The organism is Streptomyces sp. NPDC006798, from assembly GCF_040635975.1.
In the GTDB taxonomy this organism is placed as follows: domain Bacteria; phylum Actinomycetota; class Actinomycetes; order Streptomycetales; family Streptomycetaceae; genus Streptomyces.
On record NZ_JBEYIS010000004.1, the window covers coordinates 190876 to 206048 of the forward strand.

The following is a 15173-nucleotide window of genomic DNA, read 5'->3' on the forward strand; positions in this document are numbered from 1 at the left end:
GAGCGGAGCCGTAGCGGTGCTCGGGGAGATCGGGGAAGCCGGGGAAGCCGGGGAAGCCGGGGAGGACGGAAGGGGTGTCATGGGCCCAGCCTCACCCGGGCCACCCTCGATATCCGGCGGAAAACGGACATCGCGCTCGGGCCTCCGGGCCCGGTGAAGCCGAATCCGAGCCGGTTCCGGGCCGAATCCGAGCTGGTTCCGGGCCGGATTCGGGCCGGATCCGGCACGCCCGCGCGGCCGGGGAGAACTCGACGGCCGTGATCGCCGACCCCATGGAAGGATGGCCGCAAACACCGCATATACCGAGGAGACACCGCGTGCCTGGCACGAATCTGACCCGCGAGGAGGCGCAGCAGCGGGCGCGCCTGCTCACGACTCACGCCTACGAGATCGAGCTCGACCTGAGCGGCGCCCAGGAGGGCGGCATCTACCGCTCGGTGACGACCGTACGGTTCGACTCCGCGGAGGCGAACGCGCACACCTTCATCGACCTGGTGGCCCCGGCCGTGCACGAGGTCGTACTGAACGGCAAGTCGCTCGACGTCGCGGAGGTCTTCCGGGACGCGCGGATCGAGCTGAAGCATCTGCACGAGGGCCCGAACGAGCTGAGGGTCGTGGCGGACTGCGCGTACACGAACACCGGCGAGGGGCTGCACCGCTTCGTCGACCCGGTGGACGAGCAGGCGTATCTGTACACCCAGTTCGAGGTGCCGGACGCCCGCCGGGTCTTCGCCAATTTCGAGCAGCCCGACCTGAAGGCGACGTTCCAGTTCACTGTGACGGCCCCGGAGGGCTGGACGGTGATCTCGAACTCGCCGACGCCGGAGCCGGCCGAGAACGTCTGGCGGTTCGAGCCCACGCCGCGGATGTCGACGTACATCACGGCTCTGATCGCCGGCCCGTACCACTCGGTGCACAGTTCGTACGAGAAGGACGGCCGGACCGTCCCACTGGGGATCTACTGCCGTCCTTCGCTGGCGGAGTTCCTGGACTCGGACGCGATCTTCGAGGTCACCCGGCAGGGCTTCGACTGGTTCGAGGAGAAGTTCGACTACGACTATCCGTTCGCCAAGTACGACCAGCTCTTCGTGCCCGAGTTCAACGCGGGCGCGATGGAGAACGCGGGCGCGGTGACCATCCGGGACCAGTACGTCTTCCGGTCGAAGGTGACGGACGCGGCGTACGAGATCCGGGCCGAGACGATTCTGCACGAGCTGGCCCATATGTGGTTCGGCGATCTCGTCACCATGGAGTGGTGGAACGACCTCTGGCTGAACGAGTCGTTCGCCACCTACACCTCGATCGCCTGCCAGGCGGCGGCCCCCGGGTCGCGCTGGCCGCACTCGTGGACCACGTTCGCCAACTCGATGAAGACCTGGGCCTACCGTCAGGACCAGCTGCCGTCGACGCATCCGATCATGGCCGAGATCCGGGATCTGGACGACGTCCTGGTCAACTTCGACGGGATCACCTACGCCAAGGGCGCCTCCGTCCTGAAGCAGCTGGTGGCGTATGTCGGCGAGGACGCGTTCTTCACCGGGGTGCAGGCGTACTTCAAGACCCACGCCTTCGGCAACACCCGGCTGAGCGATCTGCTGGGCGCGCTGGAGAAGACCTCCGGCCGCGATCTGCGGGTCTGGTCCCAGAAGTGGCTGGAGACGGCGGGCATCAACGTACTCCGGCCGGAGCTGGCGGTCTCCGCCGACGGTGTGATCACGTCCTTCGCGGTCCGCCAGGAGGCCCCGGCGCTGCCCGCCGGGGCGAAGGGCGAGCCGACGCTCCGCCCGCACCGGATCGCGATCGGCTGCTACGACCTGGACGGCTCCGGCAAGCTGGTGCGGACCGACCGGATCGAGCTGGACGTCGAGGCCGCGGAGCTGACCCCGGTACCGCTGCCGGAGGGCACCCGGCGCCCCGCGGTGATCCTGCTCAACGACGACGACCTGTCCTATGCCAAGGTCCGGCTGGACGAGGAGTCCCTGAAGGTCGTCACCGCGCGTCTGGGCGACTTCGCCGAGTCCCTGCCGCGCGCCCTGTGCTGGGCGTCGGCGTGGGACATGACCCGGGACGGCGAGCTGGCCACCCGGGACTACGTGGCGCTGGTGCTGGCCGGGATCGGCAAGGAGACCGACATCGGCGTGGTGCAGTCGCTGCACCGGCAGGTCAAGCTGGCGATCGATCTGTACGCGGCCCCGGCGGCCCGCGAGGAGCTGCTGCACACCTGGTCCGGTGAGGCGCTGACCCGGCTGCGGACCGCCGAGCCGGGCGGGGACCACCAGCTGGCGTGGGCCCGGGCCTTCGCGGCGGCGGCCAGGACCGACGGGCAGCTGGAGCTGCTGGCCGGGCTGCTTGACGGCAACGCCGAGGTCGAGGGCCTGGTGGTCGACACCGAGCTGCGGTGGGCGTTCCTGGAGCGGCTGGCGGCCACCGGCCGGGTCGACGAGGCCGGGATCGCGGCGGAGTACGAGCGCGACCGTACGGCCGCGGGCGAGCGGCACGCCGCCACCGCGCGGGCGGCCCGGCCGACCGCCGAGGCCAAGGCCGAGGCGTGGGCGTCGGTGGTCGAGCGGGACGATCTGCCCAACGCGATGCAGGAGGCGGTGATCGGCGGCTTCGTCCAGACCGATCAGCGTGAGCTGCTGGCGCCGTACACGGCGAAGTTCTTCGCCTCGGTCAAGGGCGTCTGGGAGTCCCGGAGCCACGAGATGGCGCAGCAGGTCGCGGTCGGGCTCTACCCGTCCCTCCAGGTGTCGCGGGAGACGCTGGCGGCGACGGACGCCTGGCTGGCCGAGGCGGAGCCGAACGCGGCGCTGCGGCGGCTGATCTCGGAGTCCCGGGCCGGGGTCGAGCGGGCCCTGCGGGCGCGGGCGGCGGACGAGGCGGCGGCCTCGCGCGACTGAGCCGAGCCGTCCCGGCGGCCGGAGCCCGTTGGGGGCTCCGGCCGCCGGTCCGTGTCGGCGGTGGGCGGGCGGTCCGCGCGGACGGTGGGCGGGCGGCGGACCGGCCGGTGACGGCGGCCCGGCGAATGCCTCGGTGACGGCGGTCGGCGGCATCCGTGACGACGGCCGGCCGCCGGGTCCGTGATCGCCGGCAGGTGGGTCCGGTACGGGGGTCCGTACCGGACCCGCCGTCGTGACCAGCAGTAACAGCCTGGGACAGCGGGATATGACGGCGGCATGGCGAAGGACGCCGCCGGTCGGCCTGAACCCTGTGGATCATGTCCGGAACCGCCCTCGGATCCCGGCCGGAAGCGGGGTCGCGCCTTGGCCGGTACCCGTCTTGCGCCGATCACCCCGATGATCTTTCCCGGCCCCGGAGGTCCGCCGTCCGGCCGCCGCCGGGCAGGGGCGTGTCCGGCGGACGGGGATTCCGCGCGGGCGTACGCCCCCGGAGGCGCACCTCCCCCTCCGAGCCGTACGAAACACCGCTTCGAGCCCTCGAACCCGCACTCCACACCCGCACCCGCGTCCATGAACGCCCGGGAACAGCGGTCGAACTCCAGGTCAGCACCGCCGGAATGAGATCCGCCGCGGGTTCCGCTTCGGGCCGTCGAACTCTTCGCCGCACCACCTGGACCGGTGGACGGCCCAACTCGGCTCCCCGCGGATCGACTTGGCCGGAATTAGTCGCTCGCATGTCCACTCCGCACGGCACCAGCGTCTCGGCCAACGGCCATCGTCCACATCGCGCCAATCATTGACCGAGCGTCACGAACCGTAAGCGGACGGGGATATGCTTCCGGACCGTCGTCTTATGATCATTCCCGTTCCGATGGTTTGAGGGTGCTGATGGCCCGACAGAAAACGTCGACCGGAGGTCCGCGGAGCTCGACCGCACCGGCCTCCTGGCTCTGGCTCGTGCCCGTCGTCGCCACCGCGGCCGCCGCGGCAGCGGCGGCGGCACTGGTCTCCGGTCCGGCCCGCGGCGCCGCGGTCTGGATCGGCGCCGTCGCCGTCGGCGCCGTCGCGATCGCCGCCCTGGCGGCCGTACGGCAGGGGCGCCGGGCCGACGCGCTCGCCGCCCGGCTCGCCGAGCGGGAGGCCGAGATCGCCCGCGACCACGAGGCGTCCAAGCGGCTCACGACCGAACTGCTGCCCACGATGCTCGCCCGGGTCCAGCGGGGCGAGTACCCCGAGGACATGCTCACCACGGTCGATCTGCCGCCCGCGCACCGGGCCGTGCTCGCCGCCTCCCTCGACGCCCTCAGCACCGAGGAGGACCTGCGCGAATCGGCCCAGCGGGCCTTCGTCAACATCGCCCGCCGGGTCCAGGCGATCATCCACCAGCAGGCCCTGGAGCTGCGCGAGATGGAGGACCGGCACGGCAACAACCCCGCCGTCTTCGGCGATCTGCTCCGGATCGACCACGCCACCGCGCTGGTCGGCCGGCTCGCCGACTCCATCGCCGTACTCGGCGGCGCCCGGCCGGGCCGCCAGTGGAGCCGGGCCGTACCGCTGTACAGCGTGCTGCGCGGCGCGATGTCCCGGATCCTGGACTACCAGCGGGTCGAGCTGCACTCGGTCTCCGAGGTCGCCGTCGTCGGCCCCGCCGTCGAGCCCCTGATCCACGCCATCGCCGAACTCCTCGACAACGCCACCCGCTACTCGCCCCCGCAGACCCGGGTCCACCTCACCGCCGTCGACGTCAACTCGGGCATCGCCGTCGAGATCGAGGACGGCGGTGTCGCGATGAGCGAGGAGGCCCGGCTGCGCGCCGAGCGGATGCTCCGCCAGGCGCAGGAGGGCATCGACCTCAACGACCTCGGCGAGACCCCGCGGCTCGGCCTCGCGGTCGTCGGCAGGCTCTCCCGCTCGTACGGCTTCCAGGTGTCGCTGCGGTCCTCGGCGTACGGCGGGGTGCGCGCCGTGATCGTCGTACCGAAGAAGCTGATCACCACCGCCGCCAAGGCGACCGGCCTGGCCCACGGCATCGGCACCGCGTCCGGGCCCCGGCCCAACCCGGCGGCCATCGCCGCGAGCCGGGCCGGCGCCGCCAACGGCGCCCGGAAGGCCACCGGGCCGTCCGCCGCGCCGTCCGTACCACCGGCGCCGCCCGGGGCCGGTGCGGCCGTCCCGGCGACCACCGGAGCGGGACCCGACGACGAAGTGCCGCTCGTCACCGAGCGGACCCCGGGCGGACTGCCCCAGCGGCGCCGCAAGGCACCCGCCCCGGACCTCACCGCCGCCCCTGTCGCGGCGGCACCCCGGCCCGACCAGCCGAAGGACACGCCCCCCGTCCAGCCCGGGATGTGGCTCGCGGCGTTCCACAGCGGCCTCGCCGGTGAAGACCCTCAGCCGAACAAGGGGAGTACGCAGCCATGATGCAGCAGCAGTACCGGACCAACATGGACTGGATGCTCAAAGACCTGGCCGAAGGCGTACCGCAGACCAGAAATGTCGTCGTGCTCTCCGCCGACGGGCTGCGGATCGCCCAGCACGGCGCCGACGACGAGACCGCCGACCGGCTGGCCGCCGCCTGCGCCGGACTGCAGAGCCTGGCCGGTGCCGTCGCCTCCGAACTCCCCGGCAGTGACGGCCGGATGCGGCTCGTGGTGATCGAGATGGACGGCGGATTCTTCTATCTGATGGCCGCGGGCGCGGGCGCCTTCCTGGCCGTACTCGCCGACGAGGGCGTCGACGCCGGGCTGATGGGCCAGCGGATGCGCGATCTCGTACTCCGGATCGGCGAGCACCTCAGCGCCCCGCCGCGTCAGGATCGGCAGTCCGCGTGAATCAACCGGGAGACTGGGAGGGCGCCAATCCGGAACGCCTCTACGTCATCACCGGCGGGCGGAGCGGCTCGCAGGTCCCGGCCACCCTCGATCTGGTCACCCTGATCGTGGCCGCGGCGGGCCCCCGGCACGGGATGCAGCCGGAACACGCCGCCATCGTCCGGCTCTGCGCCGCGCCGCTGTCGGTGGCCGAGATCTCCGCCTATCTGGGGCTTCCGGTGAGCGTGGTGACCGTACTGCTCGGCGATCTCCTCGTCGACGAGCACGTGGCGGCACGGGCACCGGTCCGGCGCGCGCCCCTCCCCGACCGAGCTCTGATTGAGGCAGTGATCGATGGACTACAGAAGCTCTGAGCCCGGCAGCGGCGGAGCGGGCGGTACGGCCGCTCCGGGCGGCAGCGGCGGTACGGGCACGGCGGTGGAGCGGCCCAGCGGGCCGCGCGCCGAGGACGTACTGCCGGACACCGCGACCGCCGCCGTGAAGATCGTCATCGTGGGCGGCTTCGGGGTCGGCAAGACGACCCTGGTCGGGGCGGTGAGCGAGATCCGGCCGCTGACCACCGAGGAGACCATGACCCAGGCGGGCGTCGGTGTGGACGACGTCGCGGGGGTGGAGCGCAAGACCTCCACCACGGTCGCCATGGACTTCGGCCGGATCAGCATCAACGAGGAGCTGGTGCTCTATCTCTTCGGCACCCCCGGCCAGGAACGCTTCTGGTTCCTGTGGCGGGGGCTGTTCGAAGGGGCGCTGGGCGCGGTGGTCCTGGTCGACACCCGGCGGCTGGAGGTCAGCTTCGACGTCATCGGCCGGCTGGAGGAGCGCCGGGTGCCGTTCGTGGTGGCCGTCAACGCCTTCCCGAACGCCCCGGTCCACCCGGTCGAGGAGATCAGATCGGCCCTCGACCTGCCGCCGCACGTACCGATCGTGGAGTGCGACGCCCGGCTCCGGCGCTCCAGCCGCGATGTGCTGATGACCCTGATGCGCTATCTCCGGGGCCTGGCCCTGGCGGCGGACTCGCCCGCGCCCGCGTCCTGAAGCTCCGGCCGTACGCCTCCGGGCCCGGCGGCGCTCCTCACGGCCGCCGGCGCTCCGGCGGCGGGCGGCTCCGGGACCGGCAGCGGGACCGAAGTCTTCGCGGCCGGGCGCGGGGCGGGCTGCCACTGGCCGACCAGGGTCGCGCCGAACGCCACGGCCATCCCCAGCAGTTGTACGGGCGTCAGCGCCTGGCCGAGCGCCGCCCAGCCCACCACGGCCGCCGTGATCGGCGACAGCGGGCCCAGCAGGGTCGCCGAGGTCGCCGTCAGCCGCTCGATGCCCCGGAACCAGAGCCAGTACGCCACGGCGGTGTTGACCAGGGCGAGATAGAGGTACCCGGCGACGTTCGTACCGTTCAGGGCGGGCGGCGCGCCCTCCACCGCGAGGGCGATCGGAGCGATCAGCAGACCGCCCGCGGTGAGCTGCCAGCCCGTCATCACCAGCGGTCCCACCCCCTCGGGACGGCCCCAGCGCTTGGTGAGCACGGTTCCCGCGGACATCGACGCCGACGAGGCCAGTCCGGCGATCACACCGACGGTGTCCAGGGCCGCGCCCGCCTGGAGCACCACCATGCTCACGCCGAACGACGCGGCGATCGCGGCGAGGGTCGCCCGGGTCGACGCCCGCTCCCCCAGCAGCAGCGCCGCGAGTCCGATCACGAGAAGCGGTCCGACCGAGCCGGTGACGGCCGCGACGCCGCCCGGCAGCCGGTAGGCGGCGAGGAAGAGCAGCGGGAAGAAGGCCCCGATGTTCAGCGCGCCCAGTGCCGCGGCCTTCCCCCACCAGGTCCCCCGTGGTCGTACCCGGGTCAGGGCCATGATCAGCAATCCGGCGGGCAGGGCCCGCAGCACGGCCGTGAAGAGCGGCCGGTCCGGCGGCAGGAACTCGGTCGTGACGGCATAGGTGGAGCCCCAGGAGATCGGGGCGAGGGCGGTCACGGCGATGACGGCGGCGCGGCGCATGGCGGGGCCTTTCGGGCGGGCGACGACGGAGTAAGTCGCTCAACGGAAAGCAGCTTATCTCTAAGCTACTTTTCTGCAAGATGCTTGCTGCTCATTCACTTACGCTTGAGAAAGACTCGCCGTCGGCCGATAATTCCGCCATGACCTCCCGTGCCGCCGGTGTCCCCGGCCCCGCCGACTCCCCCGCGCAGCCACCCCTCGACGCGGTGGACGCGATCGTCGACCAGTGGGCCGTCTGCCGCCCCGATCTGGATACCGTCCCGATGGCCGCGTACGGGCGGATCTACCGCATCGCCCAGGCGATGGGAGAACGGACGGAACGGGAGTACGCGCGCTTCGGGATCAGCCGGGGCGAGTTCGACGTCCTGGCGACCCTGCGCCGTTCGGGGCCGCCGTACACGCTCTCCCCCCGGGAGCTGTCGGCGACGCTGATGCTCACATCGGGCGGGATGACGGGCCGCCTCGACAAGCTGGAGAAAGCGGAACTACTGGCCCGCAGCCCCGATCCGCACGACCGCCGCGCGCTGCGGGTGACCCTCACCGGGTCCGGCCTCGAACTCGTCGACCAGGCGGTCACGGCGGGCCTGGCGGCCCAGCACGAGATCTTCGACCAGGCGCTCGACGCGGCGGAGGCGGCGCGGTTGGCCCCCCTCCTCCGCAAACTCCTCGCGGCGCACTGACCCCACGCCCCGGGGTGCCCGGGGGGCCGCGCCCCTTCCCCTGGCGCCTGGCCCAAGGCGCCTAGGGGCGCTGGGGGTCCCCCCATTGCCGAAGGCATAGGGGGCGGAACTGCGCGACCAGCCACCTACGGTGGAAAGCCCGGAACCGTGTTTGTTCGGCAGATGGTGCCGCCCCTCGGGCAACGGCATCCCGCCGTACGGGGACACGCAGAGTCCCGCCGCCACGCCGTAGGTGGCCGCTCGCGCAGTTCCCCGCGCCCCTGGTTGCCTCGGCTTCACCCGCGTCGAAGGGCACTCGGTCATCCGAGACCAGCGGCACATGGCCTCCAGCGGCGCTGGGGGTCCCCCAGGGGGCGGAACCGCGCGAGCGACCACCTACGGCGGGCGGCCCGACGACGAGAGCGACCCGGCAGACGCGGCCGAACCCCGGGCCCGGCGTCACGCGGGAACGGCGAAGCGGCCCGACGGGGGGACCGGCGGGCCGCTTCGGCGAGAACGGCTACAAACACAGTGCCGGGCCCGAGGGCCCCGGCGCACGGCTCAGCTCTGCTGCTGCTTCTCCGACTTGTCGAAGACCATCACCAGAACCGTGATCAGGGCGAAGATCGCCACCGGGGCGACCACGAACAGCCCCAGCGTCTCGGCGACGCTCAGCCCGGGGCCCGGGTCGTCGCCGTCGTCGCGGGTCAGCGCCAGCGCGGGCGACGACAGGAGCAGCATCATCAGCGTCGTACCGGTCACGACGGTGCCGGTGCGCAGAGCGTTCTTCTTGTCCACGGTCCCCAAAGTAGCGAACCCCCGTCGGGGCCGCGCGCCCGGGGGTGCCGTACGGGCCTCAGCCACCGGTCGAGGGGCCGCCCCCGGCGGCTCCGAGGGTGGTCGGCTCGCTGGTCAGCGGCGGCAGTTCGACCAGTGGCGGCTCGCTCGTCAGCGGCGCGGCGGAGAACAGCGGCGGCTCACTGGTCAGCGGCCCGGGGGCCGTGTCCTCCCCGGGGACGGGGCCGACCGGACCGGCGGTGCCGTCCGCGTCGTCCCGGGGCGGCACCGACAGGTCGGTGAGCGCGGAGAGCAGCAGCTGGGCGGCGGACGCGGTCATCTCGTCACTCCTCGTACGGGGCGTGCGGTTCGGCTCGCGCCTACCCGGTGACGGCGCGCCCATCCGTACGATCTCGGACCTCGTCCCGGATCCGCCCGCTCCGCACGCGAACCCTCCGCGCATATGCCGCGGATCCCCCGGGCGCATTGACACTCCCGGGTGACGGGTGATGGGCTCGTTACCGTTCGGAGACCTCGGGGCACGGCCCCGGGAGGGTGCCGGTGCCGTCGGCGCGACGGCGCCGGAGCGGTGGGGTACGGAAGGGAGTCGACGTGCGGTTCGCGCGCGGGAGGCGTACCGGGACGGGTACGGCCGCGGCGGTCGCCGTCGCGGTGATGGGCGGGCTGCTCGGCGGCGCGCAGGGCGCCGTCGCCGCCCCGGGCGGGCCGGGCGCGGGGCCGCGTACCCCCGCCGATCCCCGGACCCCGGCCACCGACCCGCGCCCCCCTCGTACCGCGTCCGTACCGCCGGTCTGGCCGCGCCCGCAGTCGGCGAAGCCGCTGGGCGCCGCGGTGCCGCTGGGCGACGAGGTCACCGTCGTCGCCGCCCCGGACGCCGATCCGTACGCCGTGGAGGCGGCCCACCGGGTGCTGCGGGACGCCGGGGTGGACACGCTCTACACCGAGCTGCCGGGCCGCGGCCCCGTGCTGTACCTGGGCGGGCCCGGCGCCGATACGGCGCTGCGCGCGTTCGAGGTCGCCGCGCCGGGCGATCTGCCGTCCGGCGGCTACCGGCTCGCCGCGGGCGCGGTGGGCGGCCGGGGCACGGTCGCCCTGGACGGCACGGGCCCCGACGGACTGTTCCACGGCGTCCAGACGCTCCGCGGACTGATCGCGGGCGGCCCGGCCCGGGGCACGGTCCCCGGGGTCGCCGTCCGGGACTGGCCGGGTACGGCGGTGCGCGGGACGACGGAGGGTTTCTACGGGCGCCCGTGGAGCCGTGCCCAGCGGCTGGCGCAGCTCGACTTCATGGGGCGTACCAAGCAGAACCGCTATCTGTACGCCCCCGGGGACGACCCCTTCCGGCAGGCCCGGTGGCGGGACGCGTATCCGGCGGAGCTACGGGCGGAGTTCCGGGCGCTGGCGGAGCGGGCGGCGCGCAACCACGTCACCCCGGCCTGGGCGGTGGCGCCCGGTCAGGAGATGTGCCTCTCCGGAGACGCGGATCTCCGGGCGCTGATCCGCAAGATCGACGGGATGTGGGCGCTGGGGTTCCGGGCCTTCCAGCTCCAGTTCCAGGACGTCAGTTATACGGAGTGGCACTGCGGCGCGGACGCCCGCGCCTTCGGCCGGGGTCCGGAGGCGGCGGCCCGCGCCCAGGCCCGGGTGGCGGACGCGGTGGCCCGGCATCTGGCGGAGCGGTATCCGGGGTCGGCGCCGCTGTCGGTACTGCCGACGGAGTTCTACCAGGGCGGTGAGACGGAGTACCGGCGGGCGCTGGCGGCGGAGCTGGACGGGCGGGTCGAGGTGGCCTGGACCGGGGTCGGCGTCGTACCGAAGACCATTACGGGCCGTCAGGTCGCGGGCGCCCGGGAGGCGTTCGGCCATCCGCTGGTCACCATGGACAACTATCCCGTCAACGACTACGCGCAGAACCGGCTCTTCCTCGGCCCCTACACGGGCCGGGATCCGGCGGTCGCGGCCGGTTCGGCGGCGCTGCTGGCGAATGCCATGGAGCAGGCGGCGGCGTCCCGGATCCCTCTCTTCACGGCGGCCGACTACGCCTGGAATCCGCGCGGCTACCGGCCCGGGGAGTCGTGGTCGGCGGCGCTGGACGATTTGGCGGCCGGTGATCCGGCGGCCCGGGCGGCGCTCGGAGTGCTGGCCGGCAACCAGACGTCGTCGGTACTGGCCGAGGCCGAGTCGGGCTATCTGCGGCCCGAGCTGGACGCGTTCCGGCGGACCAGGGCGACGGGTACGGACCCGGCGGACCGGGCCCGGGCGGCCGAGGCGCTGCGGGACCGGTTCTCGGCGATGCGCCGGGCGCCGGGACAGCTGGCCGGGGTCGACGCGGGGCGGCTGGACGACGAGATACGGCCGTGGCTGGACGAGCTGGCCCGGTACGGCCGCGCCGGTGAGCTGGCGGTCGATCTGCTCCAGGCGCAGGCCAGGGGCGACGCTCCGGCGGCCTGGGGGGCGTCGCTGGCGCTGGAGCCGCTGCGCGCCGGGCGGGCGGACGCGGACCGGGCCGTGGTCGGCCGGGGTGTGCTGGGGCCGTTCCTGGACCGGGCCGCCGCCGAGGCGGCGGTGTGGACGGGGGCGGCGGGCGCGCCCCGCCCGGACGACGACGGCACGGTCCGGCTGGCGGACGCGCGGGCGCTGGCGTCGGTCACGGTGATGGCGGCGCCCGGCGCGCCGGGCTCGGATCCGGGCCGGCTGGAGGCCCGGGTGCCGGGTGAGGGGTGGCGTACGGTCGCCGCGCTCTCCCCGGACGGCTGGACCCAGGCCGCCGCGGGCGGGCTGCGGGCGGACGCGCTCCGGGTGACCGGGGCGGCGGGCGGCGCGGCCGTCCGGTCGATCGTGCCCTGGTACGCGGACGAGCCCTCGGTCGCTATGGCGCCGGAGCGCCCGGAGACGGACGCCGAGATCGGGGGCGCGGCCGTGACGGTGGGGCTGCGGCTGACGCCGAAGCGGCCCTCGGCCGTCACCGGCCCGCTGACGGCGAAGGCACCGTCCGGGGTGCGGGTCGAGGTCCCGAAGCGGGTCACGGTGGAGCGCGGCCGTCCGGTGACGGTCCCGGTCCGGGTGACCGTACCGGCGGGTACACCCGTGGGGTCGTACCCGGTCGCGCTCTCCTTCGCCGGGGCCGAGCGGACGGTCACGGTCCGGGCCTTCCCGCGGACCGGCGGTCCTGACCTGCTGCGCGGCGGCGGGGTGACGGCGTCGTCGTCGGGCGACGAGACCGCCGATTTCCCGGCCTCGGCCGCGGTCGACGGGGACGCCGGGAGCCGCTGGTCGTCGGTGTACGAGGACGGCGCGTGGTGGCAGGCGGAGCTGCCGGAGCCGGTCCGGCTGGGCAAGCTGGTGCTGCGCTGGCAGGACGCGTACGCCGCCGGATACCGGGTCCAGGTCTCCGGGGACGGGCGTACGTGGCGGACGGCGGCGACGGTCGGCGACGGGCGGGGCGGTACGGAGACGGTCCGGCTGGACGCGCCCGGCACCCGTTTCCTGCGGATCCAGGGGGACCGGCGGGCCACCCGGTTCGGCTACTCCCTGTTCACGGTGGAGGCGTACGGGGTGATGGAGCCGCCGAAGAAGCCGGACGGAAGGCCCGAGGAAGAAGGAGCAAAAGGCGCGAAGGGCGCGAAGGGCCGGGACGGCCGGAGCCGGAGATAACCGGGGCGCGGGCCGGGGTCGGTCAGGAGGGCCGGGGGCGCCGGAGGTGACCGGGACGCGGCCGGGCCGGGCCGGGCGGTGCGTGGCCGGGGCATGGCGGGGGGCGGTCGGAGCCGGGGGCGGTCGGGCCGGTCGGGCGTCGTCGGCGGCAGCCCGTACGGACGCATGCCGGAGGCACCCGGGGCGCGCCGCGCGTTCTCGGGCCGGGCCCGGGAGCCCCGCGTCCGGGAACGAAAAATGGCTCGGCTCTCAGGCGGAAACGCCGTCGATCCGGGCCATCGCGTCTTCGGCGCCGTACGGTTGCAGATACGGCAGCCACCGGGGGTCCCGGTGTCCCGTACCGATGATCCGCCAGGCGAGACCGCTCGGCGGGGCCGGTTGATGCCTCAGCCGCCAGCCCAGTTCGCGCAGATGCCGGTCGGCCTTGACGTGGTTGCAGCGGCGGCACGCGGCGACGACGTTGTCCCAGACGTGCTGTCCGCCGCGGCTGCGCGGGATGACGTGGTCGACGCTGGTTGCGACGCCACCGCAGTACATACAGCGTCCGCCGTCGCGGGCGAACAGAGCTTTGCGGGTCAGAGGAACGGGCCCCCGGTAGGGGACCCGTACGAACCGCTTCAGGCGGACGACACTGGGCGCTGCGACCACCCGGGTCGCGCTGTGCAGGAAGGCGCCGGACTCCTCAAGGCAGAGGGCCTTGTTCTCCAGGACGAGGACGAGCGCGCGGCGGAGCGGTACGACGCCGAGCGGCTCGTACGACGCGTTGAGGACCAGGACATGCGGCACGGTTGATGCCTCCTTGTACGCCGGCGACGCGTGGCTCGCGCCGGGACGATCTGCTGTCAGTCTCTCCTCAGGGCGGGCCGGAACGCCACCACGTGGCGGTAACGGGCTCGAAGTGTTTTCAACCACACCACCGTCCCCACACCGAGAACGAACGGCTGTTCCCGTCCCCGCCGACCCCGCCGACCCCGCGCGCCCCGGCGTCCCCCGGGTGAGTCTGGTCTCTCTGGCACCCGGAACGAGGGACCGGCCGCGATGCCGCCGTTAGTGTGGTTGGTCCGCCGCACGCCCTGCCTGGAGGTTTTCCCCGTGACCGGCTTCTGGTCGTCGATCGTCCTCGCCACCGCCCCCGGGGCGGCCGGGACGCCGTCCCCGTCCGGGCCGCCCACCGACTCCCCCGCCGCCCCCGTCACCCTCGACGAGGCCGCCGAGCGCGCCGGGAACGCGGCGGGCTGGGTGGAGGAGAACTGGTCCTCCTGGCTCAACACCGGACTGCGGATCCTGCTGATCCTGGTGGTGGCCCTGGTTCTGCGGATGCTGGTGCGCCGGGCGCTGACCAAGCTGATAGACCGGATGAACCGGTCCGCGCAGGCGGTGGAGGGGACGGCCCTCGGCGGGCTGCTGGTCAACGCGGAGCGGCGGCGGCAGCGCTCCGAGGCCATCGGCTCGGTCCTGCGGTCGATCGCGTCGTTCCTGATCCTGGGCACGGCCGGGCTGATGATCCTCGGCGCCTTCAAGATCAATCTGGCGCCGCTGCTGGCCTCCGCCGGTGTCGCGGGTGTGGCGATCGGCTTCGGCGCCCGCAATCTGGTCACCGACTTCCTCTCCGGCGTCTTCATGATCATGGAGGATCAGTACGGGGTCGGGGACTCCGTCGACGCGGGCGTCGCCACCGGCGAGGTGGTCGAGGTAGGGCTGCGGGTGACCAAGCTCCGCGGCGACGACGGCGAGATCTGGTACGTACGGAACGGCGAGATCAAGCGGATCGGCAACCTCAGCCAGGGCTGGGCGACGGCCACCGTCGACGTCACGGTCCGGCCGACCGAGGACCTGGACAAGGTGCGCTCGGTGATCGGCGGCGTGGCGGCCGAGCTGGCGAAGTCCGAGCCGTGGAACGAACAGCTGTGGGGCCCGGTGGAGACCCTCGGCCTGACCGAGGTCCTGCTGGACCAGATGACGATCCGGGTCGCGGGCAAGACCATGCCGGGCAAGGCGCTCTCCGTCGAACGCGAGCTGCGGTGGCGGATCAAGCGGGCGTTCGACGCCGAGGGCATCCGGATCGTCGGCGGGCTGCCCGTACCGGAGGCGGACGGGGCGGCGGCCGACCCGTCGGCGTCGATGGCGGCCCCGTCGGCGCTGGCCAGCCCGACGTCCCCGCAGTCGCTGGCGACGGCTCCGATACCGCCCGCGCCGCCGAATCTGCAGAAGTGATCCCGCGGGATCCCGCGGCCCGGGGGGGGGGGGGGGGGGGGGGCCCGGGGGGGGGGCCCCCCCCCGGGCGGGGGCGCCGCCCCGCCGCGGGGCGGGGCCGCCGCGCCCCGGCGCCGCCCG

Annotated in this window: 12 protein-coding genes; 8 read left to right on the forward strand and 4 right to left on the reverse strand. The window is 73.8% G+C overall.

The annotated features are described in order from the left end of the window. Positions 1 to 317 precede the first annotated feature (317 nt). From pepN to ABZ714_RS04290, 5 genes are all read left to right on the forward strand, one after another. Positions 318 to 2900, forward strand: coding sequence for an aminopeptidase N (gene pepN, locus ABZ714_RS04270; RefSeq protein WP_358823592.1), 2583 nt, complete (start codon positions 318 to 320; stop codon positions 2898 to 2900). Positions 2901 to 3788: 888 nt separating this feature from the next. Further along, a complete protein-coding gene (locus tag ABZ714_RS04275) occupies positions 3789 to 5321 on the forward strand; it encodes an ATP-binding protein (RefSeq protein ID WP_358823593.1) in 1533 nt (510 codons plus the stop codon). Next, the gene (locus tag ABZ714_RS04280; RefSeq protein ID WP_358823594.1) at positions 5318 to 5731 is read left to right on the forward strand and encodes a roadblock/LC7 domain-containing protein; all 414 of its coding nucleotides are present in this window, start codon (positions 5318 to 5320) and stop codon (positions 5729 to 5731) included. The genes ABZ714_RS04275 and ABZ714_RS04280 overlap by 4 nt, the downstream gene beginning before the upstream one ends. Beyond that, positions 5728 to 6084: a DUF742 domain-containing protein gene (locus ABZ714_RS04285; protein WP_358823595.1), complete on the forward strand. Its 357-nt coding sequence runs from the start codon at positions 5728 to 5730 to the stop codon at positions 6082 to 6084. The genes ABZ714_RS04280 and ABZ714_RS04285 overlap by 4 nt, the downstream gene beginning before the upstream one ends. Further along, positions 6065 to 6766 carry an ATP/GTP-binding protein gene (locus ABZ714_RS04290; RefSeq protein ID WP_358823596.1) on the forward strand — a complete coding sequence of 234 codons (702 nt, stop codon included), beginning with the start codon at positions 6065 to 6067 and terminating at the stop codon, positions 6764 to 6766. The genes ABZ714_RS04285 and ABZ714_RS04290 overlap by 20 nt, the downstream gene beginning before the upstream one ends. Here ABZ714_RS04290 and ABZ714_RS04295 read toward each other — a convergent pair. Next, positions 6715 to 7728: an EamA family transporter gene (locus ABZ714_RS04295; protein ID WP_358823597.1), complete on the reverse strand. Its 1014-nt coding sequence runs from the start codon at positions 7726 to 7728 to the stop codon at positions 6715 to 6717. The two genes, ABZ714_RS04290 and ABZ714_RS04295, sit on opposite strands and share 52 nt — an antisense overlap. Before the next feature lie 140 nt (positions 7729 to 7868). On the opposite strand from ABZ714_RS04295, the gene ABZ714_RS04300 reads away from it, so the two are divergent. Then, positions 7869 to 8408, forward strand: a complete 540-nt coding sequence (locus ABZ714_RS04300; protein WP_358823598.1) for a MarR family transcriptional regulator — start codon at positions 7869 to 7871, stop codon at positions 8406 to 8408. A 540-nt stretch (positions 8409 to 8948) separates the two neighbouring features. On the opposite strand, the gene ABZ714_RS04305 is transcribed toward ABZ714_RS04300, so the two are convergent. Together ABZ714_RS04305 and ABZ714_RS04310 are read right to left on the reverse strand one after the other, a co-directional pair. Beyond that, complete coding sequence (locus ABZ714_RS04305) at positions 8949 to 9185, reverse strand: hypothetical protein (RefSeq protein WP_358823599.1); 237 nt, start codon at positions 9183 to 9185, stop codon at positions 8949 to 8951. Between the two features lie 58 nt (positions 9186 to 9243). Then, a complete protein-coding gene (locus ABZ714_RS04310) occupies positions 9244 to 9504 on the reverse strand; it encodes a hypothetical protein (RefSeq protein WP_358823600.1) in 261 nt (86 codons plus the stop codon). A gap of 335 nt (positions 9505 to 9839) precedes the next feature. Between ABZ714_RS04310 and ABZ714_RS04315 the strand changes: the two genes are divergently transcribed. Continuing rightward, positions 9840 to 12839, forward strand: a complete 3000-nt coding sequence (locus ABZ714_RS04315; RefSeq protein WP_358823640.1) for a beta-N-acetylglucosaminidase domain-containing protein — start codon at positions 9840 to 9842, stop codon at positions 12837 to 12839. Positions 12840 to 13088: 249 nt separating this feature from the next. On the opposite strand, the gene ABZ714_RS04320 is transcribed toward ABZ714_RS04315, so the two are convergent. Next, entirely contained in the window at positions 13089 to 13625 is a 537-nt protein-coding gene (locus tag ABZ714_RS04320; RefSeq protein ID WP_358823601.1) for an HNH endonuclease, read from the reverse strand. 306 nt (positions 13626 to 13931) lie between these two features. On the opposite strand from ABZ714_RS04320, the gene ABZ714_RS04325 reads away from it, so the two are divergent. After that, complete coding sequence (locus ABZ714_RS04325; RefSeq protein WP_358823602.1) at positions 13932 to 15053, forward strand: mechanosensitive ion channel family protein; 1122 nt, start codon at positions 13932 to 13934, stop codon at positions 15051 to 15053. The last annotated feature ends 120 nt before the right edge of the window (positions 15054 to 15173 follow it).